Below are 25,879 nucleotides of genomic sequence, written 5' to 3'. Positions count from 1 at the left end.
GATGAGCGCCTCATTGAATCTGGCCGTCGCGCAAAGCCCCGGTGAACTGACCGGGGCAGCGGCACGGTTGGCCTGGCTGCGTGACCTGCTGGCAGGGCAGGAGGTGAGACCGCTGGATCTGTTGGTCCTGCCTGAATTGTTCCAATGTGGCTATAACATCGGCGAGGGTTTGTCCGATGCGGTTCAACCCCCCGATGGGCCCTTTGCCAAGGCGGTCGCCGAATTGGCACACAGGCACGGGCTGGCCATTTTGTACGGGTACGCGGAACGACAGGGCGAACATCTGTTCAACAGCGCCATCTGCTTCGACGCCGCCGGGCAGGTGGTGGGCCATCACCGTAAACTTCTATTGCCACCGGGGTTTGAAGGCGACCATTTTGAACCCGGAGCCGAATGCACGGTGTTTGAACTCAATGGTGTGCAGATCGCGATTCTGGTCTGTTATGATGTGGAGTTTCCGGAAAACCTGCGGCATGTGGCGATGCAAGGTGCCCATTTGGTCGTCGTGCCCACAGCGCTGGGTGCACAGTGGGGCGTGGTTTCTCAGCGGGTGGTGCCGACGCGGGCATTCGAAAACGGCGTCTATGTGGCGTATGCCAATCACTGCGGCCGCGAAAACGGTCTGGACTATTTCGGCGGCAGTTGCATTGCAGCGCCCGATGGATCGGATTTGGCGCGGGCCGGGGAAGATCCAGGCCTGATCTGCGCGCTCATCGAAACTGAAACTGTGGGCAGAGCCCAAAGCAGGCTGCCTTATCACAAGGATCGGAAAAACCTGCCTTGGGTCGGGTAATCAGCCCATCTGAAAGCCCGGTGTAGATTTTGACAGGGCCACTTCGTCCGCCGTCATATCGGCGGGAATGTCGTCAAACAGGGGTGTCGACATGTATCGTTCACCAGTGTCGGGCAACATGCACAGGATAACCGAACCCGGTTCCGCCTGTTGCGCCACCTGCATCGCCACGGCAAAGGTCGCCCCGCCGGAAATGCCGGTCAGGATGCCTTCGTTCACGGCCAGTTTCTGAGCCCAGACAATGCCGTCGGGGCCGGGGACTGGGATCAGGCTGTCATAATATCCGTTGTCGATGGATTCCTGCAGCACATGCGGGATGAAATCGGGGGTCCAACCCTGGATCGGATGCGGTTCAAACGCCGGGTGGCTTTCATTCGGTGAATGATCGGCTGTGCGGGCCTGTACATGGCCGCTGGCGATCAGCTGAGCGTTGGCAGGTTCGGACAGCACGATTTTGGTCTCGGGGCGCTCACGGCGCAGGACCCGCGACACCCCTGTTGCGGTGCCACCTGTACCGTAACCCGTCACCCAGTAATCCAGCCGCTTGCCGTCAAAATCGGCCAGGATTTCCCGAGCTGTGGTATTTTCATGGATTTTGGCATTGGCATCGGTTTCGAATTGGCGTGCCAGGAACCAGCCGTTGGCCTCGGCCAGTTCAACCGCTTTGCGATACATGCCAAAGCCTTTTTCGGCCTTGGGTGTCAGCACCACCTTGGCCCCGTACATCCGCATCAGCTTGCGCCGTTCGATTGAGAAACTTTCGGCCATGGTCACCACCAACGGATACCCCTTGGCCGCGCAAACCATGGCGAGCCCGATACCGGTGTTGCCCGACGTTGCCTCGACCACGGTCTGGCCGGGTTTGAGGCTGCCGTTGCGCTCGGCGTCTTCGATGATGCTCAGCGCCAGACGATCCTTGACCGAAGCGGCCGGGTTGAAGAATTCGGCCTTGACGTACAGCTCGATCCCTTCGGGAGCCAGCCGGTTGATCCGGATCGCGGGGGTGTCACCAACAGTGTCTATGATGCTCGCGTACAGCTGCCCACGGCCCTTGGTTTGAAAACTGTCCTGTTGGGTCATATGTATAATCCTCTGTCTGATGGGCGAGCACTGCGCACCGACGGGAATCGCCGGTTCAGGGCCCAGAGTGCGACCAGACGCCGTCAAGTGCAACGCCGGCAGTGTCAGCCGAGCGACAACCGTCGCGATCTGTGGGACAGGGCCGCGCGGTCGGTGTCGGAAATCCTGGCGTCCCGAAGCTGGTCCAGAATATGCGCTGGCATGGGGGTGGCATGGGGCTTGGGGGTCTGGGCCACATGCAGTTCCATGAACTCGCAGACTGCAACCACCTGTCCGCCGCTGATCATTTGCAGGTGCAAATGATAGCGTTTCGCATCCACCTCCAGGACCCGCATCTCCACATGCAGGGCAGCACCCTCATGGACCTCGCGCAGGAAAAACTTGTGATCTTCGAGTAGGTACACCGTGCATTGATGTTGGGCGCGATACGCGTCATCAATACCAATCTGTTTCTGCAGCGAAACACCGGCATGGCTGAACACCAGTCCGTAATAGGCATCTCTCATATGTCCGTTGTAATCAATCCAATCGGGATGAACGGCGGTGTCATACGTGAATATCATCTGAATGAATCCCATTTGGTCTGTTTGGTCCAATTGATAAGATGCCCTGCCGCCGGGCCGCAAGCGATTGCAGTGTTGCCAGCCCGGACCCAAAACGGCAACAAGGGGCAAAGACGTTTGATGGAGGCTCCATGTTCACCCGCGATCACATCACCTATGACCCCATCGATCTGCCGGATCGCATGGAAATGACCGACGATCAGATGCTGGCTGAATCCGAAGCGTTTTATGACCGGATGAAACGTCGCCATTCGGTGCGCGACTTTTCCGACCGCCCTGTGCCGCGCACGGTGATCGAGGCGTGCGTGCGCACAGCCGGCACCGCGCCCTCGGGTGCAAACCACCAGCCTTGGCATTTTGTGGCAATTTCTGATCCAGAACAAAAACACCGCATCCGCCTGGCGGCCGAAGAAGAGGAACGCCGGTTTTATGACGGCGGTGCCGGGGATGAATGGCTCAAGGCGTTGGAACCCATTGGAACCAATGATGACAAGCCGCATTTGGACATCGCGCCGTGGCTGATCGTGGTTTTTGCGCAGCGGTGGGGCCAATTCGATGACGGAACCCGGTTCAAGAATTACTACGTGCCCGAAAGCACCGGAATAGCCACCGGCATGTTGCTGACGGCGTTGCATCACGCAGGGCTTGTGGCGCTGACTCATACACCGAACCCAATGAAGTTTCTCAACGAGATGCTGGGCCGCCCAGATCACGAAAAGCCGACAATGATCATTGCTGTGGGTCACCCGGCTGCAGATGCCAAGGTTCCGGCCGTTGCCAAGATCAAGAAACCTTTGGCGGAAATTCTGACAGTTTCAGAGTGACTGGAGCGGGTAGGGGGCTCTGCCCCCATCGCCGTTGGCGATTCCCCCGGGATATTTGAGGCCAGATGAAAACAGGATCCCTTGTTCATCTGGCCTCAAATATCCCGGATCACGAGGCAGAGCCTCGTATTTCGCGCGTCAGCGCGGTGACCTGTGCGCCGCAGGCGCTCATTCTGATTTTGGCCCTGCCTTTTTCCCATGTCGGTCCCGCCAATCCGGGGCAGTTCGGTCGCGGTATTTGATGGTGGCGCGTTTGGGCGCGTCGTCTTCACCATAGACGCCGATCATCACACCTGTGCCGTTGCTGGCACCACGCATGGCGTTGATCTGGGCGGTCGAGCGGGTTTGGCGCTGGCTGTTGCGGGCGCTCCAGGCCAGCAGGTGATCATACATCTGTTCCAGAATGTCGCCGTGTTCGGGGCTGTCGCCCAAATCCACCAGCTCTTGGGGATCGCTTTCCAGATCAAACAACATCGGGCGAAATCCACCCATCGGGTGGATCAGCTTCCAGCGTTTGGTGGTCAGCATGTAGATATTGGCCTCCTTGACCGATACGTCCAACCGGTCGACCAGGGGGGAGGTTGAGTAATCGTATTCACAGATCGCAAAATCGCGGTCGGTTTCAGTGCGCGCGCCGCGCAGGATCGGCAGCAGGCTTTCGCCTTCAAGGATATGGTCGGCGACCGCGCCGCCTGCGACCTCGACAAAGGTGGAGGCCAGGTCGATGCTTTCAACCAACGCGTTGCAGACAGTGCCACGGGTGGCGTCGGCTTCTGATGAGGGATCATAGATGATCAATGGTACCTTGGTCGAAGCATCCTGGAAAAACGTCTTTTCCCCCATCCAGTGATCCCCCAGAAAATCCCCATGGTCCGAGGTGAGCACGATCATCGTGTCCTGCATCCGGCCGGATTCTTCGAGCCAGTTGAACAGCCGCCCCATCTGGTCGTCGGCCTGTTTGATCAGCCCCATATAGGCCGGGATCACGGCGTCGCGCACATCCTGGCGCGAAAAGGTTTGGCCGACCTTGGTGTCCATAAAGGCCTTGAACACCGGATGGGCATTCTGGCGTTCCGCGTCCGACCGGTTCACCGGCTGGATATGTTCGGGGCCATACATCGACGCATAGGGTTCGGGTACGATATAGGGCCAATGGGGTTTGATATAGCTGAGATGGCAGCACCAGGGGCCGTCGGCCTGCTCGATGAATTCCATGCCCCGCGTTGTGAGATAGGGGGTTTCGCTGTCGGGTTCGTCAATGTTTGCCGCCTGGTCCGAATTTTTCAGAAACCAGCCCGAGAGCACATTGCCGTCGGCGTCCAGGCCCGAGTTGGCAAAGTCATGCCAGGGGTTGTCACTTTCGTATCCTTTGGCGCGCAAGTGTTCATTGAACCCTTTGGCACCATCAGGGTCATAGGACCCATCGGGCCCTTCGGGCAGCATCCCGTCGTCGCGTTCAAACACGTCGAACCCGCATTCTGCCACCCGCAGGCCGATCAGGCTGTCAGGTGCCAACCCCAGCCGGGCCATGCCTTCGGCATCGGCGCGCATATGGGTCTTACCGACCAGCCAGCAGTCCATGCCTGCCTTGCGCAGGTGATCGCCCATGGTCATTTCTCCGACCTTGAGCGGGATGCCATTGCCGGTGGCACCATGCGAATGCACGTAACGCCCGGTATAGGTGCTCATCCGTGAGCTGCCGCAGATCGGCGATTGGATATAGGCCCGATCAAAGCGAACGCCCTTTGCAGCCAGTCGGTCGATGTTGGGGGTGTGCAGATGTTCATGGCCGTAGCAGCTGAGATAGTCCCACCGCAGTTGGTCGAACATGACAAAGAGGATGTTTTTTGCCTGTGCCATGTGGTGGGTCCTCCGGGTCAGGTGACTTCTCCTACGCGATCCGCAGGGTGTTGCGACATTCTGGTCGCAACAGGGGGCACAGACAACCGAAATTTCATTAACATGGCAATTTTATAGTGAGGGAAGCCGTGAAATCAAAAGCCACAAAAAAACAGCCGATCTCTGCAGAGACCGGCTGTAGAGATGACACGAGGGAGAAAAGGAAAGATGATCAGACCTTTACCCGTGCCATGCGGGGATCATAAAGCGGCTGCATATGAACCGTTGCCTTGACCCTTTGGGTCGCGACCTCCAGTTCATAGTCGCCATTCAGGACAAATTCGGCGTCCACACCGTCCGGGTTACGCACATAGCCGTAGCCAATTGATTGTCCGATCGTGTGGCCATACCCCCCCGACGTCAGCCAGCCGACGCGTTCGCCGTTGCGATAGATCGTTTCGCGGCCCAAAAGCACCACTTCGGGATCCACGGTAAAACAGGCGAGCATCTTTTTGACGCCATCAGCCTTTTGCGCCTCGGCAGCGGCGCGCCCCTTGAAATCGATGTTCTTGCGCAGTTTGACCGCCCAGCCCAGGCCGGACTCAAGGGGCGTATGATCGGCCCCGATGTCAGACCCCCAGGCACGATATCCCTTTTCCAGTCGCAAAGATTCAATTGCGCGGTAACCGGCGTTGATCAAACCATGGTCCTTGCCTGCCGTCATCAATGCCTCATAAACGGTGTGGGCATATTCCACCGGCAGGTGCAGCTCCCACCCCAATTCGCCAACGTATGTTACGCGCAGCGCCTGAACCGGGCAGCCGGCGATACCGATGGTACGGATGGTGCCGAATTTGAAGCCTTCGTTCGACACGTCATCACGAGTGACCTGTTGCAGAATCTCGCGTGCCTTGGGGCCCATCAACGACAGCACCGCGTTGGACGACGTGATGTCGAACAGCTGACAGTTCAGCCCGTCGGGGATGTTGCGGCGGATCCAGTCGAAATCATGGGTGGCATAGCCGGTACCGGTGACGATGTAGAATTCGTCATGCGCGACGCGGCCCACGGTCAGATCACATTCAATCCCACCGCGATCATTCAGCATTTGGGTATAGACCAGCGCACCAACCGGTTTGTCCACGTCATTGGCGCAGATCCAGCTCATTGCGGCCAGCGCATCCGGGCCTTTCAGCGCGAATTTCGCAAACGACGTCTGATCGAACAACACGGCAGCCTCGCGTGCGGCCTGATGTTCGCGACCCACGGCAGCGAACCAATTCTGACGGCCAAAGCTGTATTCGTCCTTGGGCGTTTCGCCCCGCGCGGCGTCTGCGAACCAGTTCGGGCGCTCCCAGCCGAGTTTCTCGCCAAAACACGCCCCCTGGTCCTTGAGCACATCATAGAGCGGTGATTTGCGGCAAGGGCGACCGCTGTCATGTTCTTCGTGCGGCCAGGCCATGGTGTAATGTTTGCCATAGGCCTCGACCGTGCGGGTGCGGACCCAATCGGTGTCAAAGTGCGGACGGCCAAAGCGGCGAATGTCTGCGGACCACAGATCAAACGGGGGCTCGCCCTTGGCGGCCCACTCTGCCAGCACCATGCCCGCGCCACCGCCAGACGCGATACCAAAGGCATTGAAACCTGCGCCGACAAAGAAATTCGCCAATTCCGGTGCCTCACCGACAATGAAATTGCCGTCGGGGGTAAAGCTCTCCGGCCCGTTGGTCAGGGTTTTGATCCCGGCGGTTTCCAACGCAGGAACCCGGCCCAGCGACAGCTCCATCAGCTGTTCAAAATGGTCGAAATTGCTGTCGAGCAGGGTGTAATGGAACCCCTGCGGGATGCCGTTCACCGCCCAGGGGATCGGGTTGGCCTCGTAGCCGCCCATGACCAGACCGCCGACTTCCTCTTTGTAATAAGTCAACCGGTCGGGGTCGCGCAGGGTCGGCAGATTGCCGGGAACGCCAAAGGGTTCGGTGACCATATATTGGTGTTCCATCGGCACCAGCGGCACGTTCACGCCGAATTTGGCGGCAAAATCCCGGGTCCATTGACCGGCGCAGACGATGACCTTTTCGCATTCGATGCGGCCATGTTCGGTGATCACGGCGCGGATCTTGCCATTTTCGATCTCCAGGTCGGTGACCTTGGTGTCCTCGAAAATCCTGGCGCCCGCCATCCGCGCGCCTTTGGCCAGCGCCTGGGTGATGTCCGACGGGTTCGCCTGACCATCCGTGGGCAGGAACGCAGCGCCGATCACGTCGCCGATATCCATCAGCGGCCACAGGTCCTGTGCCTCCTTGGGGGTCAGCAGCTGCATGTCCAACCCAAAGGAATGCGCCGTGGTGGCCTGCCGCTTTACCTCGGTCCAGCGTTCTTCGTTACAGGCCAGCCGCAGCCCGCCGTTCATTTTCCATCCGGTGCCCAGCCCGGTTTCTTCCTCGAGCTTCTTGTACAGATCCACCGAATAACCCAGCAGCTGGGTGATATTGGCGTTCGACCGCAACTGGCCCACCAGGCCCGCGGCATGGAATGTGGTGCCCGAGGTCAGCTTTTTGCGCTCCAATAGGACGGTGTCTGTCCAGCCCATTTTGGCCAGATGATACGCGGTCGAGCACCCAATGATGCCGCCGCCGATGATGACCGCTTTGGCCGTGGAAGGAAGTTCAGTCATGTCAGTCCTCAGGTGTTTTCAAAGTCGGTGAGGGCCGCGCGGAACCGCGCGAGGTTTTCGGCCGTATAGGCCGCATAGTCAAAGTCGATGTCAGAGGTGATTTCAGACACCATGCTCCACATGGTTTCACGCAGCAGCGAGGCGCATTTCATCGCCGTATACCGGTGACGCAGATCGTCGGTTACCGGGGTTTCAAAATAGCTTTCCAACATCCAGTCTTCCTGATCGGGCGAAAGGCCGTTGTTGGATGCCAGCCCGCCCAGATCGAACAGGGGAGAATTGAACCCGGCATAGTCAAAGTCGATCAGCCAAAGCCGGGTGCCATCGTCCAGAAAATTGCCACACAGCAGATCGTTGTGGCCAAACACCATGTCATAGGGACCGGCCTGTTGTTCCAACCGGTTGCCGATGTCGACCAGTTTGGGGACCAGCGTTTGATGGCTGCTGCTGTTTTCGCTCAGCGTCGCGGCATAATCGCGGATGACATGGAACACCCAGAACACCAACGACGGGCCGCGCAGATGGGCGGGCACCTCGCGGTGGCAACGCTTTACCAGCTCCAGAACGCGCGGCAGCATATCGGGATGGCGCACGTCGGCCTCTGTCAGGGTGCGGCTTTCGATGAATTCCAGCACGGTCAGATCCCCTTCGGAATGCACGACCGCCGGGGACAGCCCCGCCGCGTGGGCGGCGCGGCTGGCGGCCAGTTCATTGAACCGCATCACCTGGTGCAGCGGGATGTCATCGCCCAGGCGCACCACATAAGAACCGCTTAGGTCGGTCACCTTGAAGTTCACATTGGTAATGCCGCCGGTCAACGGCTGGGCCGTGATCTCTCCCTGCCAGATCGGCAGGGCACGGATGCGGGTTATCAGGTCGGATTGGCTCATCTCAGCTCTCCAGTCCAAATCGGATACGGGCATTGCGCGCCCCTGCGTTGACCAGCCGGTCGGCGATGATGGCGATGAAAGCGATAGCAAGGCCTGCGACCAACCCACGGCCGGTGTCGGCCTTGGTCAGGGCGATATAGACCTCTTGTCCCAGATCGCGGGTGCCGACGAGCGCGGTGATCACCAGCATCGACAGGGCCAGCATGATGGTCTGATTGATACCCAACAGGATTTCAGGCAGCGCCATGGGCAGGCGGATATGGCGCAACAGCTGCCAACGGGTGCAGCCCGACACCTGCCCGGCCTCGATCAGTTCGTGACTGACGGATCGGATGCCATGGGCGGCATAGCGCACCGCCGGAGCCAGTGCATACAACACGATGGCGATCATGGCGGTGAAATCTCCCACCCGGAACAACATGACGACCGGGATCAAGTAGACAAAGCTGGGCAGCGTTTGCAGCGTGTCAATGAACAGGTTGATGGCCACGCCCGCGCGTCGGTTCAGCGCGGCCAGAACCCCCAACGGAACCCCGATCAACGTTGCCAGGATCACCGAAGCCCCGCACAGATACACGGTCACCATCGCCTTGGCCCACAGACCGGTCACAACGATCAAACCCGCCATTGTCCCACACATCAGCGCCAGCTTCCAACCGCCCGCGCGCCAGCCCAACAGGGTCAGCATCGCCAGCCCCCAGGGCCAGGGAATGCCCAAAAGGGTCTTTTTGATCGGCAGCAGGAACCAATGCAGGAAGAAGACCTTGATGGCTTCGAAAAAGTCGAAATAGTTCACGTTCAGGTATCTGACCGCATTGTCCCAGAATTCGCCGGTGGTGATGGTCTGGGCCTCGGGGTACTCCAGCAACAGCGGGGAAAACTGACCCAGCAGCCATGTGGCAACCAGCAGGATCAGCACCAGAACCGTGCGTTTGTGACGCGCGGCCCAGGATCCGGCCGGGGCGTGTGTCACCTGTCCCATACGTTCGGCAAAGGCCTGGCTCAGCCGGTCGACAGCGATGGCCAGCACGACGATTGCAATACCGGCTTCAAAGCCCGCGCCGATATCCAGTCGGCGCAATGCGGCCAGAACGTCGAACCCCAATCCCCCGGCACCGATCATGGACGCGATGATCACCATGTTCAGGGTCAGCATGATCACCTGATTGACGCCGACCATGATGCTCTGGCTGGCCGAAGGCACCAGCACGCGCCACATCAGTTGTCGTTTCGTGGTGCCGGCCATGCGGCCAAAGTCGAGGATTTCGGGGTCGACCGCCTTGAGCGCCATGGTGGTGATGCGAATCATCGGCGGTGTGGCATAGATGATGGTGGCAACCAGCGCTGACACCGGACCAAAGCCGAACATGAACAGGATCGGCACCAGATAGGCAAAGATCGGGATCGTCTGCATCAGGTCCAGAATGGGCGAGAGGATCTTTTCCCCGGTGGGGTGGCGATAGGCCCAGATCCCCACCAACAGCCCACCACCCGCGCCGATTGGCACCGCAATCAGCACAGACGCCAACGTGACCATGGCGCTGTTCCATTGGCCAAAGATGGCCAGATAGACAAAGCAGGCCCCAACCAGCGCCGCCAGTCCCCAGTCGCGACAATACTGTCCCAAGGCGATGACTGCGGTGGTGACCACGATCCAGCTGATTGCGGGCAGCAATACCTGAGCTTCGTTCCCCTGACCCAGCACGAACCCATGCGCCAACAGCGCCAGGATCAGCTCATAGGGCTGTTCGATCATCCAGGCCAGCGCCCGGGTGACGTCCGTGAAAGAGACAGGGCCGATGGCGGCCTCTTCGACCAGCCATGTCATCGCGTCGGAAATGCTGTCCTTGAAAGGGATCTTCCATTTGGACGGGTATTTGGTCAGCCAACGGGCATCCAGCGCCTTGGAAATATCGCGACCAAAGGTGCCCAGAATGATGGTCACGATGACCAGCCCCCAGGTCACCAGGGCGCGTGGGGTTAGATGCCGGATCATGCCGGGTCTCCCGAGCCGAACAGCACATGCGCGATGGCCTTGCGGTCGATTGACCCGACATGCAGACCGTTTTCGTCACAGACCGGCACTGGGGCATCGGCAGAAATCACCCGTTCGGCGACCTCGGACACGCGGGTGGTGTGGACAATGGGCTCACCTTCACCGGTGCCGCCTCTTGTCATCAACCCGGCCACGGTCAGAACCTTTGAGCGCGGGATATGTTTGGTGAATTCAGCCACATAATCTGTGGCTGGATTCATCACCAGCTCTTCGGGCGTGGCGACCTGGATGATCTCGCCATCCTTCATGATGGCGATCCGATCAGCCAGACGCACGGCCTCTTCGAAATCATGCGTGATGAACACGATGGTTTTGTGCAGGCGGGCCTGAAGACGCAGGAATTCATCCTGCATTTCGCGACGGATCAGCGGATCAAGCGCGGAAAACGGTTCATCCAGGAACCAGAGATCGGGTTCGGTGACCAGAGAGCGGGCAATACCGACGCGCTGTTGTTGACCGCCGGACAGCTCGCGGGGGTAATAGTCTTCACGCCCCTTCAGCCCGACCAGTTCGACGACTTCGCGCGCCTTGGCGTTGGCCTCGGCCTTTGGGGTGTCCTGAATGGTCAGGGGAAACATGACGTTCTGCAACACGGTCAGATGCGGCAATAGGGCGAAATGCTGAAACACCATGCCCATCTTGTGGCGGCGGATTTCGATCAGCTCCTGTTCGGTGGCACGCAACAGATCGACGCCGTCAAACAGAACCTCGCCCCCGGTGGGTTCGATCAGCCGGGACAGGCAGCGGACCAGCGTTGATTTGCCCGAACCCGACAACCCCATGATGATAAAGATTTCGCCCTCGGCAATGTCGATGCTGGCCTGACGCACGGCCCCGATGATCCCGGCGCGTTTGATGTCATCGCCGGAGGGGGCGGGGTTTTGGTGCAAAAACCCGTCCGCGTCGGCTCCGTATAGCTTCCAGACATTGCGGCAGGAGAGTTTGGTCTTGGCTGTCATCAAAGGGTCTCCGGATCCGTGCCACGGGGTGGGGCTACGGGTTGGCGAGGGGGCAGAAAGGGAGTTCGAGAGTTACGGCCGGGGCTGCTGAGAGCGTTGTACAGCCCCGGCTGCGACGGATTACTTGGCGACCCAACCGGACCAGCGGTCCTTGTTTGTTGTCATCCAATCCGACACCACGGTGTCAATGTCCACGCCGTCCAGATCGGCCTTGCCGACCATGGCGCTCATCTCTTCGTTGCTCAGCGTATAGGCGCTGACGATGTCATAGGCCCCGGGCCATTTGTCCTGCATCCCAGCCCAGGCCGCTTTCCAGATCGGACCACGGGGTTTGCCACAGTCATAGGCCATGTCTGGGTTCACACCAACCGACGGATCTGAATAGCATTCGGCCGAATAGGGCGGGAATTCTACAAACTCTCCGTCATACTTGGCAGGGGCCCAATGCGGGACATAGACCCACAAGACAATTGGATCCTGACGTTGATACGCGGATTCCAATTCGGCAAATAGCGCCGCATCGGTGCCCGCGTGGACCACTTCGAAATCCATCTCTAACGCCTCGACACGTTCGTCGTCAAAGCCGCCCCAGGTGACCGGGCCACCCACATAGCGGCCATTGGGGTCGGTTTCGGCGGTGGCAAATTCTTCGGCGCAGTCCTTCAGCGCCTCCCAGTTGGGCAGACCGGGGCAGCGGTCCTTCATATAGGAGGGATACCACCACTCCTCGATGGCCATCAGGCCGGTTTCCCCGACATTGACCACCTTGCCAGTCGCGGTGGCATCGTCCAGCGCTTCGCGGCCAGTGGTTTCCCAGATTTCCATCGCCAGATGCAGATCGCCGGTCTTGAGCCCTGCGAACTGGGCGATGTAGTCGGCCTGCACATATTCGACGTTGTACCCGGCCTCTTGCAGGATCGAGCCCATGATCTTGGTGTTGATCAATTGGCCAGACCAATCATGCAGTGTCAGCTTGATGGGATCAGATGATTCTGCGGCCCATCCGGCGGAAACGCTTGTGGCCAAGGCCAAGGTAACCGCGCCCAAGGTGTTGATTTTATATGTCATTTCGATCTCCCGGTTGTGTGGCTTTATGTGTTTATTTTTGTATTTATGTGGGAATGCTGCGGTAAAATTTGGCTTTAGTCAATCAAAACCACAATAACTCACAAAAAATCAGCGAAATTCGGAAACTTCAGTGGTGATTGGCTGAGAAATTGGTCGGTGTGTTGTTTTTTGTGGCTTTTTGCCGTAAACCCACATGCAGGGGGCCCAATGAACACATCACGCAAAACCACGAACCAACGCGAAGAAGAAATCCTGCGGGAATTGCAGCGCGTCGGTGGTTCGGGGCGGGTCAGTTATCTGGCGGCGCAGTTGGGGGTTTCGAATGAAACCATCCGCCGCAATATCCGCACGCTCGAGGATGCACAGATCGTGCGCAAGGTGCACGGCGGCGTGCATCTGGTCGAAGAGGTCAACGAGGCCCCATTTCAGAGCCGCATGGGCACCCAGGCCGAAAGCAAGGAACACCTGGCCGCGGCTGTCGCAGAGAACATAGGAGACGGAGATTCCGTGTTTCTGGATATCGGATCCACCACGGCCTATGTGGCCATGGCATTGAAAAAGCGCAGCAACCTGTTCGTGGTCACCAATTCAGCCTTTGTCGCCAATTGTCTGGCGGCGCGCAATGGCAACCGGGTGTTCATGGCCGGTGGTGAATTGCGCGCCCATGACGGCGGGGCCTTTGGGGCCGAAGCGCTGGATCTGGTGGGACGTTTGAATGTACAGTTTGCTGTGTTTTCGGTTGGGGCGGTGAACGCAGAGTTCGGGTTCATGCTGCACGACCTGGAAGAGGCGAATATCGCCCGGGTCGCTGCTGAAAATGCACAGGTGCGGATCGTGGTGGCCGACAGTGACAAATTCGGCAAGCGTGCTCCGGTGGCGTTGGATCAGACGGCCAAGATCGACATTTTCTATACGGACTATCAGCCCCCCAACTCTGTGGTGCAGATGCTGGAGCGCAATGACATCGACCTTGTCGTGTTGCCCTAAGGGACCTGTCGGGGGGCAACCTTGGTGCCATGGGTGATGGCAGCCGAAGGATAAAGGATCACTGTATCCCCCGCATCAAGGCCGGACAGCACCTGCGCCATTGTCCCGTTGCTGTGTCCAATCTGAACCGGGGTTTGCCGGGCTGTGCCATCGCGCAGCACAAACACCGCCCAATCCGGCCCTACGCGGAACAGGGCGCTGGCCGGGACCGTCAGCGCCTGATCGTCCTGCCAAACGACAATGCGGGCTTCCACCCGGAAACCATGCCCCAAAGCGGCGCGCTCGGATGCCGGGCTGGTCAGGCGTACGACGGTGGCGACACGCTGTTCTTCGACCCCCAAGGCCGAGTATTTGGTGACGCCAAATGGGTCGATGCGTTCAACTTCGCCCTCCAAGGTCTGGGGGCCGCCCCAGTCAACCAACGCGACCGGATCCCCGACGCTGACCTGCACCGCATCGGACGAAATCAGGTCGACCACAACCTCCAGCTCGCTGTCGACATTGCCGATCTCCATGATTGGCGCGCCGGCGGGCAGGGTGGTCGCGCTTTGCTGGATGACCCGCAAAATGCGCCCGTCTGCCGGTGCGTGGAGCGGAATGTCCATGCCATTGGTAACCCCGACGGCCCCGGCGAGCGCTGAATCCTCGAACCCGATCAACAGAGCGCGGGCATTGGCCAGTTCGGCCTCACGCATAGCAATGGCGGCTTCGGCTGTATCAACGGCGGCCTGTGCCACGCGGGCAGATTGCTGGGCCCGCTCTAACATGACTTCGGATGTGATGCGGCGATCCACCAGTGTCTGGGTACGCGACAGTTCGGTCCAGGCCAGGTCGCGTTTGGCCAGAGCCGCGTTCAGATCCGCGCGCGACACCCGCAATGCGGCCTCGGCGGCAGTGACAGCGGCGCGGGCCTGTTCGCGGGTGCGCACATCCAGGGCCGAAGGATTGGTAGGTAGCATATGTGCCACCACGGTTTCGCCCCGAACGACGGGATCACCGGGGTTGACTTCGACTCGCTGCAGGCGACCGGCCACCGGGGTCGATACCACATAGGGTTCGCTGACCCGGGTGCGCCCCTCTTCGTCAATCGTGACCTGCATCGGCGCACGGACGACCTGGCCCAGATCGACCAATGCCGGTTGCGGCCAGAACGCGACCGCCAGTGCCCCGGCGATCAACACGACCGCCCCAAAAGTCAGGGTCATACGAGAGCGTTTGCGTGTTTGTGTCATGGTATTATTCCCGTGTTTTCAGGGCCGAAATCAGGTCGAGCCGATCCAGGTCACGTTTCACCAGCCAGCCTGAGAACAGGGCCGCACCGATCACGACCAACATGGCTGTGCCATAGCTGCGTGGGGAAATCAGCACCGGGATCTGGTACAGCTCGGTTGAAAACCCCGAGGCGATGTTGAAGGCTAGCCCATAGCCCAGAAGGGCCCCGATCGGCAGGGCCAGGAGGATAACCGCGCCCAGTTCCGCCAGCAGGATAAAGGCGGTTTCGCCATGGCTGAAGCCGATCACGCGCAGGCTGGCCAAATCCCGGGCCCGTTCGGCAAAGGCAATGCGCGCGGCATTGTAGATGATGCCAAAGGTGATGATAAAGGCAATCACCCCCATCACATAGCGAATGGCCCCGGCTCCTGTGTTCATCAGCACTTCAAAGGCCACACGGGCCTGTGATTTGACGCTGATCCCGGCAATTGTGGGCATGTCACGCAGATCGGCATAGATCCGTTTGGCGTGGGCCTGGTCAATGCTGAGATAGGCCCCGGAAATGCGCCGTGGTTCGCGCAGCATGCGGTTCAACGCTTCCAGGTCCATATAGGCGGGCGCTCCGAGCAGTGCCGTGGCGATGGCTGCCACCGGGACCCGGATCAGGGGCTGGCGGCCTTCGCGCACGTCAACGCCGATCAGGTCACCCGGCTTGGCGTTCAAAAGATCGGCCAAAGCCGTAGACAGAACGATGCCCTGTCGCGGCAGGTCGATCGGCAGTGCCTGTGCATTCAGGGCGCGGTTCAGTTCGGGCGAAGGCGGCAGGCCGGTCAGGGACCCGCGGTGGCTGCGTTGGCCCAGCGACAGAACCACCGGCACATGCCGCACGGCTTCGGCCTGTTCGACCCCGGGCATCCGGCGCAGTTCAAACAGGGTCTTGTCGCTGACGGCATGGGTAAAGGTGACGGTCACATCGGACCGGTCAATAACCCCAAAGGTCAGATCGACGGTCCGGTCGAATCCGGCATAGATGGTCATCATCGCCGCCGAAAGCCCCATACCACAGGCCACCCCGATCACAGCGCCCGCAATCCGTCCCGGTTGGCGGGTCAGTCGGCGCAGCACCATGCGGCTGGGTTGATCGAGAAAACGGTTTACGCTGTGGCCAATCTGTCCGGTGCGGCTGTAATCAGGCGGGGCGGGGGGGCGCATGGCTGTGGCGGGCGTCAGCGCAAAGACGTGCCTCAGCACCAGAACCCCACCCGCTGCTGCGGCCAAAGTGCTGGTGGTCACGCCAATCACGAACGAAGCCGGTTCGAGCTCAAAAACCAGGAATGGAAATTTGTAATACGTCACAAAGACGCCGACCATGGCCCGCCCGGCCACGACGCCGCCCATGCATCCCGCGATGGCCCCACCAAAGGCAATCGCCAACACCAGCCTGGCGTAATGCGCACCGACTTCGATGTTGGTATAGCCGAACGCCTTGAGCAGGCCGATTTCCTCGCGTTCGGATTGGACCATGCGGTTGATCACGATATAGAGCAGGAACGCGGCCACGGCGAGAAACAGCGGCGGAACAACCTTGGAGGCGGCTTTCAGCCCGGATATTTCTTCGGAAATAAATCGATCCGACATTTGCTGATCCCGCGGATAGGCCCCGGTGCCGCCAAAAGGAGCGAGGATCTGGTCCACTGCGTCCAGCACCGCGTTTTCATCTGCACCGCGCGACAGGCCCAAAAGCAGGCTGTTGAAGGCTCCGTTCATGTCATAGGTTGCTGCGAGCGAGGCGCGCCCCATCCATATGACAGCAAACCGTGCATCGTCAGGGATGAATTCGCCGGGTGCGGTAACATATAAAAATTCGGGTGATTGGGCCAGGCCGACAATGCGGAAACTGCGCCGTGCGCCATTCATGGTTGCGCGCAGACGATCACCGGGGTTCAGCCCACGTGCGGTGGCAAAACTGTGCAACAACAGGATTTCATCCGACTGTTGTGCCTCGGGCATGCGGCCGCTGGTCAGATACACGTCATTCAGGACCGGTCGGCCCTGGTCGGGCAGGGACAGGGCCTGCGCCTGAATCGGCAGATCTTCGTTCGGTATGTCGATCAGCGCCTGTCCCGACACCCGCGATTGCAGGCTGGACACACCAGGCAATGCAGCGATCCGGGCTTCGACCCGTTCCGGTGCGCGGGCTACGGTGGCAAAGATATCGGCCAGCCGATAGCGGTCATAATAGGTGGCGCGGGTTTGCGATATCGACGCGGTCAGCCCGGTCATCATCACCAGCATCAGCACGCCAACGGCAATGACAGCGCCAATTGCCGTCGCCTGTCCCTTCATCCTCCACAGGTCCCGGCGCAGTTTCTTATCCAGCGGGCTTACCATATGATGTCATCTGGGCTGAGCTTGGTGGTGTTCTCCACCACTTCTCGGATGGCCCCGTCAGCAAAATGGATCACCCGATCGGCCATCTGTGCGGTATGGGCCGCGTGGGTCACCATCAGGATGGTCGACCCCAGTTGCTGGTTCACATCGCGCAAGACCCGCAGCACGGACCGTCCCGTGGTGCTATCCAATGCGCCGGTCGGTTCGTCGCAGAACAACACATTGGGTCGTTTGGCGACGGCACGGGCAATGGCGACACGCTGTTGTTCGCCACCGGATAATTGCGCGGGAAAATGATCCATGCGTTCGCTCAGCCCGACCAGAGACAAGGCGTCTTCGGCGGGCATCGGTTCATCGGCGATTTCCGTAACCAGTTCGACATTTTCCAGCGCCGTCAGGCTGGGCATCAGATTGTAGAACTGAAACACGAACCCGACATGGCGACGCCGATACAGGGTCAGCGCCCGGTCTGTCATGGCGCTGAGGTTTTGGTCACGGAAATGCGCCGTACCCGATGTGGCGCGATCCAGCCCGCCCAGTATGTTCAACAATGTCGATTTGCCGGATCCTGACGGCCCCAGCAACACCACGATTTCACCCTGCGGAATTTCAAGATCGACGCCGCGCAACGCATGCACAGCGGAACGGCCTTCGCCATAGGTCTTGGTCAATCCCTTGGCGGTAAAGGCGGGCTGTGTCCTGATGTGTCCGGGCATATTGGCCTCGGTTGACGGAAATTTGTACCTGTACTCTATGGGCTGGGTGCGGTGACACAAGATGGTGCAGCGTCGCGCCGTGCGTGACGTAGCGGCCCGTGCTTTGGCCAGAAACCAGGGTCACCATCTGACCCAGCGCTGTATCGTTCAGACACCCGGGTTTCATCTCCGGCGCAACAAGATTTCAAAGGTGGTGAAACGCCGGGCCAAGGCGTTTGCCAACGCTTGGGACACGTCCGTGGGTCAGGCTGTGCCTGATCCTGCCAACCGCAGGAGTCTGTGAGCCGATATCAAATGTGGCAGATCCAGCATCTTGCCGTCCAACTGTGCGACCCCGGATTGTGCGGTCTCGAGCGCGGCGATCACACGTCGTGCCCATTCCACATCCGCGGGGGCCGGGGTCATGGCGGTGTGGATCGTGTCGATCTGGGCCGGATGAATGGCCATTTTGCCATCGAACCCCAAGGTGAATCCATCGCGGGTCTCCGCATTCAGACCCGCCGTATCATGGAAATCGACGAACACTGAATCGATCGCCAGAACGCCGGCGTCCCGCGCGGCCAGCAGCGTCAGATCACGGGCCTGCACAAACAGGCTGCGATAGCTGCCATCGGTGGCGCGGTTGCTCAGCGATCCCAGATCGGCGGCCAGATCCTCGCCGCCCCAGGTCAGGCCGGTCAGCGCCGGATGTGCCCAATCCTGCCGCATCAGATTGCGCACGGCCCGCACGGTTTCTGTCGCAATCGCCAGAATGCCGATCCGCCCGCCCGTCATCTCTGACAGCGTCGCAATATCATCGGGTCCCTCGCATTTGGGCAGAACGTAGCCATCTGGCGCATGGGGCAGGGTGGCTGCGACATCCGCAGCCGCCAACCCGGTCCCCAGGCCATTGACACGGACAAAGCGCAAGGGTCTTGCGGGGTGGGTCAGTGCCTCGGCCACCAATGCCCGAGCTGTTGGCTTGTCTTGTGGCGCAACCGCGTCTTCGAGATCGAAGATCACCACATCAGCGTCACAGGTCAGCGCCTTTGCCATCTTGCGTGGGTCATTTCCGGGCACGAACAACCAGGATCGCGTGGCGGCTGCTGCGGGTATCATGGCGTCTCCCTCAGCAATCGGTCCGCCACCGATGTTACATAAAGTGCGGCATCGTCATGGGCGGGGTCGAACCATTCCAATGACCAGTTCAACGCCCCAATGATGGCGTACCGCAGGTAGCGTATGTCTGTTGGCGTCGCCTTGGGTCCCAGGTGCTGTTCGATCAAGGCGGACCAGATCTTGTCATACTTCTTGCGCACGGACTTGAGCTCGCTCTGCACAGTCACCGGGACAAAGGGGTAGCATCGAATATGCGCCGAGGAAAAATCGCTGGCGGACAACAACGTCTCCAGATGGATCTGCATGGCCCGGGTCATCCGGGCGCGCGGGGGCAAATCGGGGGCGTCTTCCAGCCCTGCTTGAACCGCGTCGGACACGATTTCAACCCCCAGCCGCATGACGTCGGTCGCCAACGCCTCTTTGGAGGGGAAATGGTAATACAGGCTGCCGGCCTTCATCCCCACCTCGGCTGCCAACTCACGCAGCGACATATCAGCATAGCCCCGGGCGCGCATCATTCGCGCTGCATGGGTCAATATCTGATCGCGGGCAGCGGCGGCTTTGGGTTTTGGATCGGGAGTGCGGGGGGTGGCAGAGGAAACGGTCATCGAGTGGTCCATGAAGCGGGGCAGGCTGTCCTTTGAGATATCCGGTCTGCGTGCAACCGGCCAGTGCGGTTCACATGCGTTTGGCGACTTCTTCCAACATGACTTCGGTGGCACCCCCGCCAATGGCCTGCACACGGGCGTCACGCGCCATGCGTTCAATGGTGCTGCCTGCCATAAAACCCATGCCGCCGTGGAACTGAACGCATTCATACATGACTTCGTTTACCAGCTCACCACAGTAGGCTTTTATCATCGACACGTCGCGGACCAGGTGTTCCCCTGCTGCCGTGCGTGCAGCGGTGGCATAGACCATCTGGCGTCCCGCTTCGACCCGTGCCGACAGCATGGCCAGCCGTTGGCGGATGGTCTGTTTCTCCCACAAGGGCGCGCCAAAGGCCGTGCGGTTTTTCACATAATCCACGGTCAGTTCGATCGCGGCCTGGGCCTCGCCCATGGCCATGGCACCCAGCACCAGACGTTCGTTCTGAAAATTCTTCATGATCTCGTAGAACCCGCGACCTTCGGCCCCCAGCATGTTTTCAGCAGGCAGCCGCACATCCACCAGCGACAGCTCGGCCGTGTCCGAACTGTGCCAGCCGTGTTTTTTCAACTTGCGGGTCACGGTAAACCCAGGCGTGCCCTTTTCCAGCAGAAACATCGAAACGCTCTGACTGGCCGGGCCTGTGGTGTCGGTTTTGACCGCGATGCAATACAGGTCGGCCAGCACCCCGTTGGTGATAAAGGTCTTGGTGCCGTTCAGAACATAATGATCGCCGGAGTGATCGACCGCGCGCCGTGCGGTCGTGCGGATGCTTTTGACGTCAGATCCGGCATCGGGTTCGGTGATGCCAACCGCGGTTATGGTGTTCCCGGCAATGATTCCTGGCAGGTATTTGGCCTTTTGTTCCTGGGTCCCGGCATTGAACACATGAACCGAGGCCATATCGGTGTGCACCAGCGCGGTGATCGCCACACCTGCATAGGTGCATCGCCCCAATTCTTCGGCCAGCACAACGGTGGCCAATTGATCCATATCGGAGCCGCCGTAGGCTTCGGGATAGCGGATTCCGAACACCCCCAATTCGCCCATCTTTCGCAACAGGTCGCGGGGGGTGTGCCCCTGTTCTTCCCAGATGTCCGCATGGGGTTTGATCTCTTCCTCGACCAGGCGGCGCACTTGGGCGCGCAACATGTGGTGTTCATCGGAAAAGAAGAAGGAGGAGGCGGTGGTGGCGTCAAATCCAAGGGTCATCTTTGGTCTCTTTGTGGTTGTTGACAGAATTTCTAACGGACGTTAGGTAGAAAATCAAGGGAGGACGCCATGCCCACCATTCCAGATCTGATTTCAGACCTGCGCGACCGTCACAGGGCCGCGTCCCAGGGTGGCGGAGAGCGTTTTCGCATCCGCCATGCAGAACGCGGCAAGATGTTTGTGCGCGACCGGATCGAATTTCTGTTGGATCCGGCCACAGCGTTTCTCGAGTTGTCACCGCTGGCCGCGTACGGGATGTACGGCGGCGAGGTTCCGGGTGCCGGAATAGTCACCGGCATCGGCGTGGTGCGCGGGCGGCCCTGTATGATCATTGCCAATGACGCCACGGTCAAAGGCGGATCGTTCTTTGCGGAAACCGTGCGCAAACATGCGCGCGCCCAGGAAATCGCTCAGGCCCATCGGTTGCCATGTCTGTATCTGGTGGATTGCGGTGGTGCGTTTCTGCCCGAACAGGACCGGGTTTTCCCGGACAAGGATCATTTTGGCGGTGCATTCTGGCGGCAATGCCAGATGTCGGCGTCAGGTATCCCACAGATTTCCGTCGTATTTGGCGGATGCACGGCGGGTGGGGCCTATATTCCGGCGCTGAGTGATCAGGTGATCATGGTGCGGGAGACCGGTCGTATCCATCTGGGAGGCCCCCCCATCGTCAAGGCAGCCATCAACGAGGTTGTCGACGGCAACACTTTGGGCGGGGCCGAGATGCACACCAATGTGTCGGGGGTCAGTGACCACCTGGCAGAGGACGAAGAGGGCGCATTGCGCAAGTTGCGCGAATTGGTCGGATATCTCGAGCCAGCGATGCCCAGTGATCCGCCACAAGCGTCAGCCCCCCCCGCAGCGGATGCCGGAACACCGGCAGAGTTCGCCCAGATCGACCTGAAACGCCCCACCGATACGCGGGCCATGATCCGCAGCCTGGTGGATGGCAGCGATTTTTCCGAATTCAAGCCCGATTATGGCGCGACTCTGGTCTGTGGTTTTGCCCATATCCACGGCTATCCGGTGGGGATCCTGGCCAATGACGGGGTGTTGTTTTCCGAAAGTGCGCTCAAGGGTGCGCATTTCATCGAACTGTGTGATCAGCGCCATATACCCTTGCTGTTCTTGCAGAATATCACCGGTTTTATGGTCGGAACTGACGCCGAGCGCGGTGGCATCGCCAAACATTCGGCCAAGCTGGTTTATGCGGTTTCCAATGCGCGAGTGCCAAAATACACCGTGATCACAGGCGGCTCCTATGGCGCTGGGAACTACGGAATGTGTGGGCGCGGGTTTCGGCCCCGGTTCCTGTTCTCCTGGCCCAATGCGCGCATTGCCACGATGAGCCCGGATGTCGCAGCCACGGTGGTCACCGACCTGCGCCGGGCCAGCCTGAAATCACCCGCGTCCAAGGACGAGATCGCAGAGCTGGACAGGCGCACGCGGGCCCAGTTCACCGAACAAAGCGACCCCTATTACGCCACGGCGCGGCTGTGGGATGACGGGATTATCGAACCGGACCAGACCCGAGATGTGATGGGGTTATGCCTGGGGCTGTCCGCAGCAGAGCCCCGCGAAACCGGGCCGCGCCCAGTTTACCGGATGTGAGGGCGCATGATGTTTGACACATTGCTGATCGCCAATCGCGGCGAAATTGCCTGTCGGATCATGCGCACGGCGCGGGCGATGGGGATCCGAACGGTTGCGGTTTATTCGGACGCGGACCGGGACGCCTTGCATGTACAACTGGCGGATACCTCTGTGCATATCGGGGGGGCTGCGGCGCGGGACAGTTATCTGCGGGTGGATCGGATCATCGCGGCCGCACAGGCCAGCGGTGCCCAGGCGCTCCATCCCGGATATGGCTTCTTGTCGGAACGCCCCGATCTGGCCGAAGCCTGTGTCCAAGCCGGGCTGATCTGGGTTGGACCTCACCCCCATGCGATCCGTATCATGGGGGCCAAAATCGAAGCCAAAGCCGTGGCCTTGGCCGCTGGAGTACCCTGTCTTCCGGGCTATGCAGGCGCGGATCAACGCGACGAGACTCTGATCGCCGCCGCGTATGACATTGGTCTGCCGGTCATGATCAAGGCCAGCGCCGGGGGTGGGGGCAAAGGCATGCGCGTGGTCCATGATCCGGGGGGATTGGCTGACGCCATTCAATCGGCGCGCGCCGAATCCGAACGCGCCTTTGGCGAGGGGCGGTTGATGATCGAAAAGCTGGTGCAAAATCCGCGCCACATCGAAGTGCAGCTGTTGGGCGACAAACATGGCAATCTGCTGCACCTGCATGAGCGCGATTGTTCGGTGCAACGCAATCACCAGAAGCTGCTCGAAGAGGCACCGGCCCCGAATTTGAGCACAGCCACACGCGATGCGATGTTCAAAGCGGCGCTGCGATTGGGACGCGAGATCGGGTATGACAGCGCGGGCACCGTGGAATTTGTCTTGGAGGGTGACACCGAAGCCTACCATTTTCTGGAAATGAACACGCGGTTGCAGGTGGAACACACCGTGACCGAAGAAGTGACGGGCCTGGACCTGGTGGAACAGCAGTTGCGGGTTGCTGCGGGTCAGCCTTTGGGGCTGACACAGGCCGATATCCGGTGCTGCGGCCATGCGATCGAAGCCCGGCTCACTGCCGAGGACGCGGCCTTGGGGTTCAGACCCCAAACCGGAGAGATCCTGCATTGGGCACCGGATCCGGGCCTGCGATGCGACAGCGGGGTTCAGACTGGGTCGGTTGTCGCCAGCCATTACGATTCCATGATTGCCAAGCTGATCGCCCATGGCCCCGACCGCGACAGCGTACGCAAATCGCTGATCCGGGGGCTGGAGCGGACCGGCGTGGCCGGGCTCGGGACCAACAGGCTGTTTCTTCGGGACGCGCTGGCCAGGGATGCATTCGCCCAAGGGTGCGCCACCACCGGGTTCATTGCCGCGCAATGGCCGGATGGTTGGGCCGCGCCAGTCGCGCAAACAACCAGGCTGGCCGCTCTGGCGCGCCATTCCGCACAGCCGTCGGGCACGTCGCCGTGGTACGGACTGGGTGGAATGCGTTTGTTGGATCAGGCGGGGCAGGCGGCTTGTGCCCAATATTTGGAGACCGATGCGCCCGATGCCGCGGTCGAAATCCGCGGCCAGCAGGGACAATTCGAAGTGACCTCTCGCGAGGGGACGGTTTCCTGTCTGATCACGCGCGCCAGTGCGACAGAGATGAATGTCATCGAAAACGGTGTTTCCAGCCGGTGTGGCGTATTTGACACGGGTACGGAAATCTGGCTGTGGAGCCCCGCGTTCGATGCCTGCCACAGGCTGTCGTTGGCCGGAGATCTGCGTTTGGCGACCCGATCAACAACGGATACGGACCCGGATCGCATTGTTGCGCCCATGCCTGGGCTGGTGGCCGACCTGCCTGTTGCTGTCGGAGAGGTCGTGCAAATGGGGGAAACTGTGGTGGCGTTGGAATCAATGAAACTGCTGATGGAGCTAAAGGCCATGGCCGATGGTGTCGTGTCAGCCATCGCCTGTGAACCGGGCGCAACCGTCGATGCCGGACAGATTCTGATTCGCATCGACATCACCAAAGGAGCGTAACCCATGGCCGGCCTCTGGTTCGAAGAGTTTCATCCGGGGATGGTGGTTGATCACGCGATCACCCGAACCATCACGGAATCCGACAATATGATGTTTTGCGCGATGACCTTTAATTCGCAGCCCCTGCACATCGACCGCCATTTTGCCGAGGGCACCGAATTTGGCCGCCCATTGGTCAATTCGATCTTCACCCTGGGGGTGATGATCGGGATCACGGTGAATGAAACCACGCTGGGGACGACCATCGCCAATCTGGGGATGAGCGATGTGCGCTTTCCTGCCCCGGTGTTTCAGGGCGACACTTTGAGAGTGCGGACCACCGTGAAGGATTGCCGCGACAGCGGATCGCGCCCCGAAGCAGGGATTGTGCACTTCCTGCACCAGGCCTTTAATCAGGATGCGGTTCTGGTTGCGACCTGCGACCGGGCCGCATTCATGCGGCGCAAACCATCCCATCCGGCGGTCAACCTTCCAGATTGAAGAAGCCGCGCATGTCTTCGGCAATGGCCTGGGTGGCAGCGGCGATCAGTGCGTCGCCATGTTCCGGGCAGGCCAACGCCGAATGCGACCCCACCCGCCCATCTGGAAACTGGGCGCGGTGTTCCTGCGGCGGCCCATGGCGGTCGCCGGCATGGGCAGCGATGAATTCCGCGCTCAATTGTTTGGGAGGGTCTGCGGCATCACCGGTGGGCAGGACGTGAAACAGCGATTGGGTGATGGCAATTTCGGATGGGGTGGCATGCATCCCCTCCCATGCGCCGTACCATTGACGCCGCAACAGGTTGACTGGTTCGAAATCCCACCAGCTGCGAATTTGAACGCGGGCAGTCAGCCCAGTGGCCGCTGTCCGCATCGGTGCCAGATTGGCACCATGCCCGTTCACAACATAGATCCGGGTGAAACCCTGGGATTGCAGCCCTTCCAACAGCTCACGGGCCATGGCCTGAAACAGGTCCGCAGACAATGACATGGTCCCCGCAAACCCCATGTTGAATGGGGCAGGCGTATAGGCCAGAGGCGGCGCACAGATGGCCCCGCAGATGTCGGCGGCCCGTTCGGCCAGCGCCTGGGCACAGATCGTGTCGGTGCCAATCATGCCCATGGGGCCATGTTGTTCCGTTGATCCCATGGGCAATACGATACCGCCACCGGATTTCACATGGGCGTCGACCTGTTGCCAGGTCATGCGACTGAGTAACATGTTACCGCTCCTGTCTTTGTTTTGTTGGCATCTGCGTCTATCCTTGAGCGATGCTTGGATAAATT

General features: G+C 60.1%; 21 protein-coding genes. 6 read left to right on the top strand and 15 right to left on the bottom strand.

Annotation, left to right across the window (positions count from 1 at the left end; translation table 11 throughout):
- The first annotated feature begins 1 nt into the window (after window position 1).
- Window positions 2-793, top strand: coding sequence for a carbon-nitrogen hydrolase family protein (locus K3727_17865; GenBank protein UWQ90610.1), 792 nt, complete (start codon window positions 2-4; stop codon window positions 791-793).
- On the opposite strand, the gene cysK is transcribed toward K3727_17865, so the two are convergent.
- Both cysK and K3727_17855 read right to left on the bottom strand, forming a co-directional pair.
- Entirely contained in the window at window positions 794-1,873 is a 1,080-nt protein-coding gene (gene cysK / locus K3727_17860; protein ID UWQ90609.1) for a cysteine synthase A, read from the bottom strand. It abuts the gene before it with no gap.
- Between the two features lie 104 nt (window positions 1,874-1,977).
- Window positions 1,978-2,436, bottom strand: coding sequence for a thioesterase family protein (locus K3727_17855; protein ID UWQ90608.1), 459 nt, complete (start codon window positions 2,434-2,436; stop codon window positions 1,978-1,980).
- 131 nt (window positions 2,437-2,567) lie between these two features.
- Between K3727_17855 and K3727_17850 the strand changes: the two genes are divergently transcribed.
- Window positions 2,568-3,260, top strand: coding sequence for a nitroreductase family protein (locus tag K3727_17850; GenBank protein UWQ90607.1), 693 nt, complete (start codon window positions 2,568-2,570; stop codon window positions 3,258-3,260).
- 168 nt (window positions 3,261-3,428) lie between these two features.
- On the opposite strand, the gene K3727_17845 is transcribed toward K3727_17850, so the two are convergent.
- The 6 genes from K3727_17845 to K3727_17820 form a co-directional block, all read right to left on the bottom strand.
- Window positions 3,429-5,120 carry a sulfatase-like hydrolase/transferase gene (locus K3727_17845; protein ID UWQ90606.1) on the bottom strand — a complete coding sequence of 564 codons (1,692 nt, stop codon included), beginning with the start codon at window positions 5,118-5,120 and terminating at the stop codon, window positions 3,429-3,431.
- Window positions 5,121-5,331: 211 nt separating this feature from the next.
- Window positions 5,332-7,776 carry an FAD-dependent oxidoreductase gene (locus tag K3727_17840; protein ID UWQ90605.1) on the bottom strand — a complete coding sequence of 815 codons (2,445 nt, stop codon included), beginning with the start codon at window positions 7,774-7,776 and terminating at the stop codon, window positions 5,332-5,334.
- A gap of 8 nt (window positions 7,777-7,784) precedes the next feature.
- Window positions 7,785-8,666 (bottom strand): phosphotransferase, encoded by an 882-nt coding sequence (locus K3727_17835; protein ID UWQ90604.1) that lies wholly within the window; start codon window positions 8,664-8,666, stop codon window positions 7,785-7,787.
- 1 nt (window position 8,667) lies between these two features.
- Window positions 8,668-10,662, bottom strand: coding sequence for an ABC transporter permease subunit (locus tag K3727_17830; GenBank protein UWQ90603.1), 1,995 nt, complete (start codon window positions 10,660-10,662; stop codon window positions 8,668-8,670).
- Window positions 10,659-11,681, bottom strand: a complete 1,023-nt coding sequence (locus K3727_17825; GenBank protein ID UWQ90602.1) for a betaine/proline/choline family ABC transporter ATP-binding protein — start codon at window positions 11,679-11,681, stop codon at window positions 10,659-10,661. Before K3727_17825 ends, K3727_17830 begins: the two co-directional genes overlap by 4 nt.
- Window positions 11,682-11,801: 120 nt before the next feature.
- Window positions 11,802-12,749 (bottom strand): ABC transporter substrate-binding protein, encoded by a 948-nt coding sequence (locus tag K3727_17820; GenBank protein ID UWQ90601.1) that lies wholly within the window; start codon window positions 12,747-12,749, stop codon window positions 11,802-11,804.
- Between the two features lie 207 nt (window positions 12,750-12,956).
- On the opposite strand from K3727_17820, the gene K3727_17815 reads away from it, so the two are divergent.
- On the top strand, window positions 12,957-13,736 hold the full coding sequence (locus K3727_17815; GenBank protein UWQ90600.1) for a DeoR/GlpR family DNA-binding transcription regulator: 780 nt from the start codon (window positions 12,957-12,959) through the stop codon (window positions 13,734-13,736).
- Here the strand turns inward: K3727_17815 and K3727_17810 are convergent.
- The 6 genes from K3727_17810 to K3727_17785 all read right to left on the bottom strand — a co-directional run bounded on the left by K3727_17810 (window position 13,733) and on the right by K3727_17785 (window position 21,013).
- A complete protein-coding gene (locus K3727_17810; protein ID UWQ90599.1) occupies window positions 13,733-14,968 on the bottom strand; it encodes an HlyD family efflux transporter periplasmic adaptor subunit in 1,236 nt (411 codons plus the stop codon). The two genes, K3727_17815 and K3727_17810, sit on opposite strands and share 4 nt — an antisense overlap.
- A 4-nt stretch (window positions 14,969-14,972) precedes the next feature.
- Window positions 14,973-17,339: an ABC transporter permease gene (locus tag K3727_17805; protein UWQ90598.1), complete on the bottom strand. Its 2,367-nt coding sequence runs from the start codon at window positions 17,337-17,339 to the stop codon at window positions 14,973-14,975.
- Window positions 17,333-18,055, bottom strand: coding sequence for an ABC transporter ATP-binding protein (locus K3727_17800; GenBank protein ID UWQ90597.1), 723 nt, complete (start codon window positions 18,053-18,055; stop codon window positions 17,333-17,335). The genes K3727_17805 and K3727_17800 overlap by 7 nt, the downstream gene beginning before the upstream one ends.
- A 243-nt stretch (window positions 18,056-18,298) precedes the next feature.
- Window positions 18,299-19,153 (bottom strand): CoA ester lyase, encoded by an 855-nt coding sequence (locus K3727_17795; GenBank protein ID UWQ90596.1) that lies wholly within the window; start codon window positions 19,151-19,153, stop codon window positions 18,299-18,301.
- Window positions 19,150-19,761: a TetR/AcrR family transcriptional regulator gene (locus K3727_17790; GenBank protein ID UWQ90595.1), complete on the bottom strand. Its 612-nt coding sequence runs from the start codon at window positions 19,759-19,761 to the stop codon at window positions 19,150-19,152. The genes K3727_17795 and K3727_17790 overlap by 4 nt, the downstream gene beginning before the upstream one ends.
- Window positions 19,762-19,831: 70 nt before the next feature.
- Window positions 19,832-21,013, bottom strand: coding sequence for an acyl-CoA dehydrogenase family protein (locus K3727_17785; protein UWQ90594.1), 1,182 nt, complete (start codon window positions 21,011-21,013; stop codon window positions 19,832-19,834).
- A gap of 69 nt (window positions 21,014-21,082) precedes the next feature.
- Between K3727_17785 and K3727_17780 the strand changes: the two genes are divergently transcribed.
- Genes K3727_17780 through K3727_17770 form a run of 3 tightly spaced genes read left to right on the top strand, consistent with a single transcriptional unit; the run spans window position 21,083 to window position 25,093 of the window.
- On the top strand, window positions 21,083-22,624 hold the full coding sequence (locus K3727_17780) for a methylcrotonoyl-CoA carboxylase (protein UWQ90593.1): 1,542 nt from the start codon (window positions 21,083-21,085) through the stop codon (window positions 22,622-22,624).
- 9 nt (window positions 22,625-22,633) lie between these two features.
- Window positions 22,634-24,613: an ATP-grasp domain-containing protein gene (locus tag K3727_17775; GenBank protein ID UWQ93443.1), complete on the top strand. Its 1,980-nt coding sequence runs from the start codon at window positions 22,634-22,636 to the stop codon at window positions 24,611-24,613.
- Window positions 24,614-24,616: 3 nt separating this feature from the next.
- On the top strand, window positions 24,617-25,093 hold the full coding sequence (locus K3727_17770) for a MaoC family dehydratase (protein UWQ90592.1): 477 nt from the start codon (window positions 24,617-24,619) through the stop codon (window positions 25,091-25,093).
- Here the strand turns inward: K3727_17770 and K3727_17765 are convergent.
- Entirely contained in the window at window positions 25,077-25,814 is a 738-nt protein-coding gene (locus tag K3727_17765) for a creatininase family protein (GenBank protein UWQ90591.1), read from the bottom strand. The two genes, K3727_17770 and K3727_17765, sit on opposite strands and share 17 nt — an antisense overlap.
- Window positions 25,815-25,879: the final 65 nt, after the last annotated feature.

The sequence above is a fragment of the Rhodobacteraceae bacterium M382 genome, assembly GCA_025141015.1.
Taxonomy (GTDB): domain Bacteria; phylum Pseudomonadota; class Alphaproteobacteria; order Rhodobacterales; family Rhodobacteraceae; genus Aliisedimentitalea; species Aliisedimentitalea scapharcae.
The sequence above is the reverse complement of the archived record's forward strand: the minus strand, read 5'-3'. Positions and strand labels throughout refer to the sequence as shown.

Excerpts from the sequence above, each read along its gene's own strand:
- cysK (UWQ90609.1), bottom strand. The coding sequence starts at position 1,873 with ATGACCCAACAGGACAGTTTTCAAACCAAGGGCCGTGGGCAGCTGTAC.
- K3727_17805 (UWQ90598.1), bottom strand. The coding sequence starts at position 17,339 with ATGGTAAGCCCGCTGGATAAGAAACTGCGCCGGGACCTGTGGAGGATG.
- K3727_17820 (UWQ90601.1), bottom strand. The coding sequence starts at position 12,749 with ATGACATATAAAATCAACACCTTGGGCGCGGTTACCTTGGCCTTGGCC.
- K3727_17840 (UWQ90605.1), bottom strand. The coding sequence starts at position 7,776 with ATGACTGAACTTCCTTCCACGGCCAAAGCGGTCATCATCGGCGGCGGC.
- K3727_17865 (UWQ90610.1), top strand. The coding sequence starts at position 2 with ATGAGCGCCTCATTGAATCTGGCCGTCGCGCAAAGCCCCGGTGAACTG.
- K3727_17790 (UWQ90595.1), bottom strand. The coding sequence starts at position 19,761 with ATGACCGTTTCCTCTGCCACCCCCCGCACTCCCGATCCAAAACCCAAA.
- K3727_17775 (UWQ93443.1), top strand. The coding sequence starts at position 22,634 with ATGTTTGACACATTGCTGATCGCCAATCGCGGCGAAATTGCCTGTCGG.
- K3727_17770 (UWQ90592.1), top strand. The coding sequence starts at position 24,617 with ATGGCCGGCCTCTGGTTCGAAGAGTTTCATCCGGGGATGGTGGTTGAT.
- K3727_17850 (UWQ90607.1), top strand. The coding sequence starts at position 2,568 with ATGTTCACCCGCGATCACATCACCTATGACCCCATCGATCTGCCGGAT.
- K3727_17845 (UWQ90606.1), bottom strand. The coding sequence starts at position 5,120 with ATGGCACAGGCAAAAAACATCCTCTTTGTCATGTTCGACCAACTGCGG.
- K3727_17785 (UWQ90594.1), bottom strand. The coding sequence starts at position 21,013 with ATGACCCTTGGATTTGACGCCACCACCGCCTCCTCCTTCTTCTTTTCC.
- K3727_17795 (UWQ90596.1), bottom strand. The coding sequence starts at position 19,153 with ATGATACCCGCAGCAGCCGCCACGCGATCCTGGTTGTTCGTGCCCGGA.
- K3727_17810 (UWQ90599.1), bottom strand. The coding sequence starts at position 14,968 with ATGACACAAACACGCAAACGCTCTCGTATGACCCTGACTTTTGGGGCG.
- K3727_17855 (UWQ90608.1), bottom strand. The coding sequence starts at position 2,436 with ATGATATTCACGTATGACACCGCCGTTCATCCCGATTGGATTGATTAC.
- K3727_17825 (UWQ90602.1), bottom strand. The coding sequence starts at position 11,681 with ATGACAGCCAAGACCAAACTCTCCTGCCGCAATGTCTGGAAGCTATAC.
- K3727_17815 (UWQ90600.1), top strand. The coding sequence starts at position 12,957 with ATGAACACATCACGCAAAACCACGAACCAACGCGAAGAAGAAATCCTG.
- K3727_17835 (UWQ90604.1), bottom strand. The coding sequence starts at position 8,666 with ATGAGCCAATCCGACCTGATAACCCGCATCCGTGCCCTGCCGATCTGG.
- K3727_17780 (UWQ90593.1), top strand. The coding sequence starts at position 21,083 with ATGCCCACCATTCCAGATCTGATTTCAGACCTGCGCGACCGTCACAGG.
- K3727_17800 (UWQ90597.1), bottom strand. The coding sequence starts at position 18,055 with ATGCCCGGACACATCAGGACACAGCCCGCCTTTACCGCCAAGGGATTG.
- K3727_17830 (UWQ90603.1), bottom strand. The coding sequence starts at position 10,662 with ATGATCCGGCATCTAACCCCACGCGCCCTGGTGACCTGGGGGCTGGTC.
- K3727_17765 (UWQ90591.1), bottom strand. The coding sequence starts at position 25,814 with ATGTTACTCAGTCGCATGACCTGGCAACAGGTCGACGCCCATGTGAAA.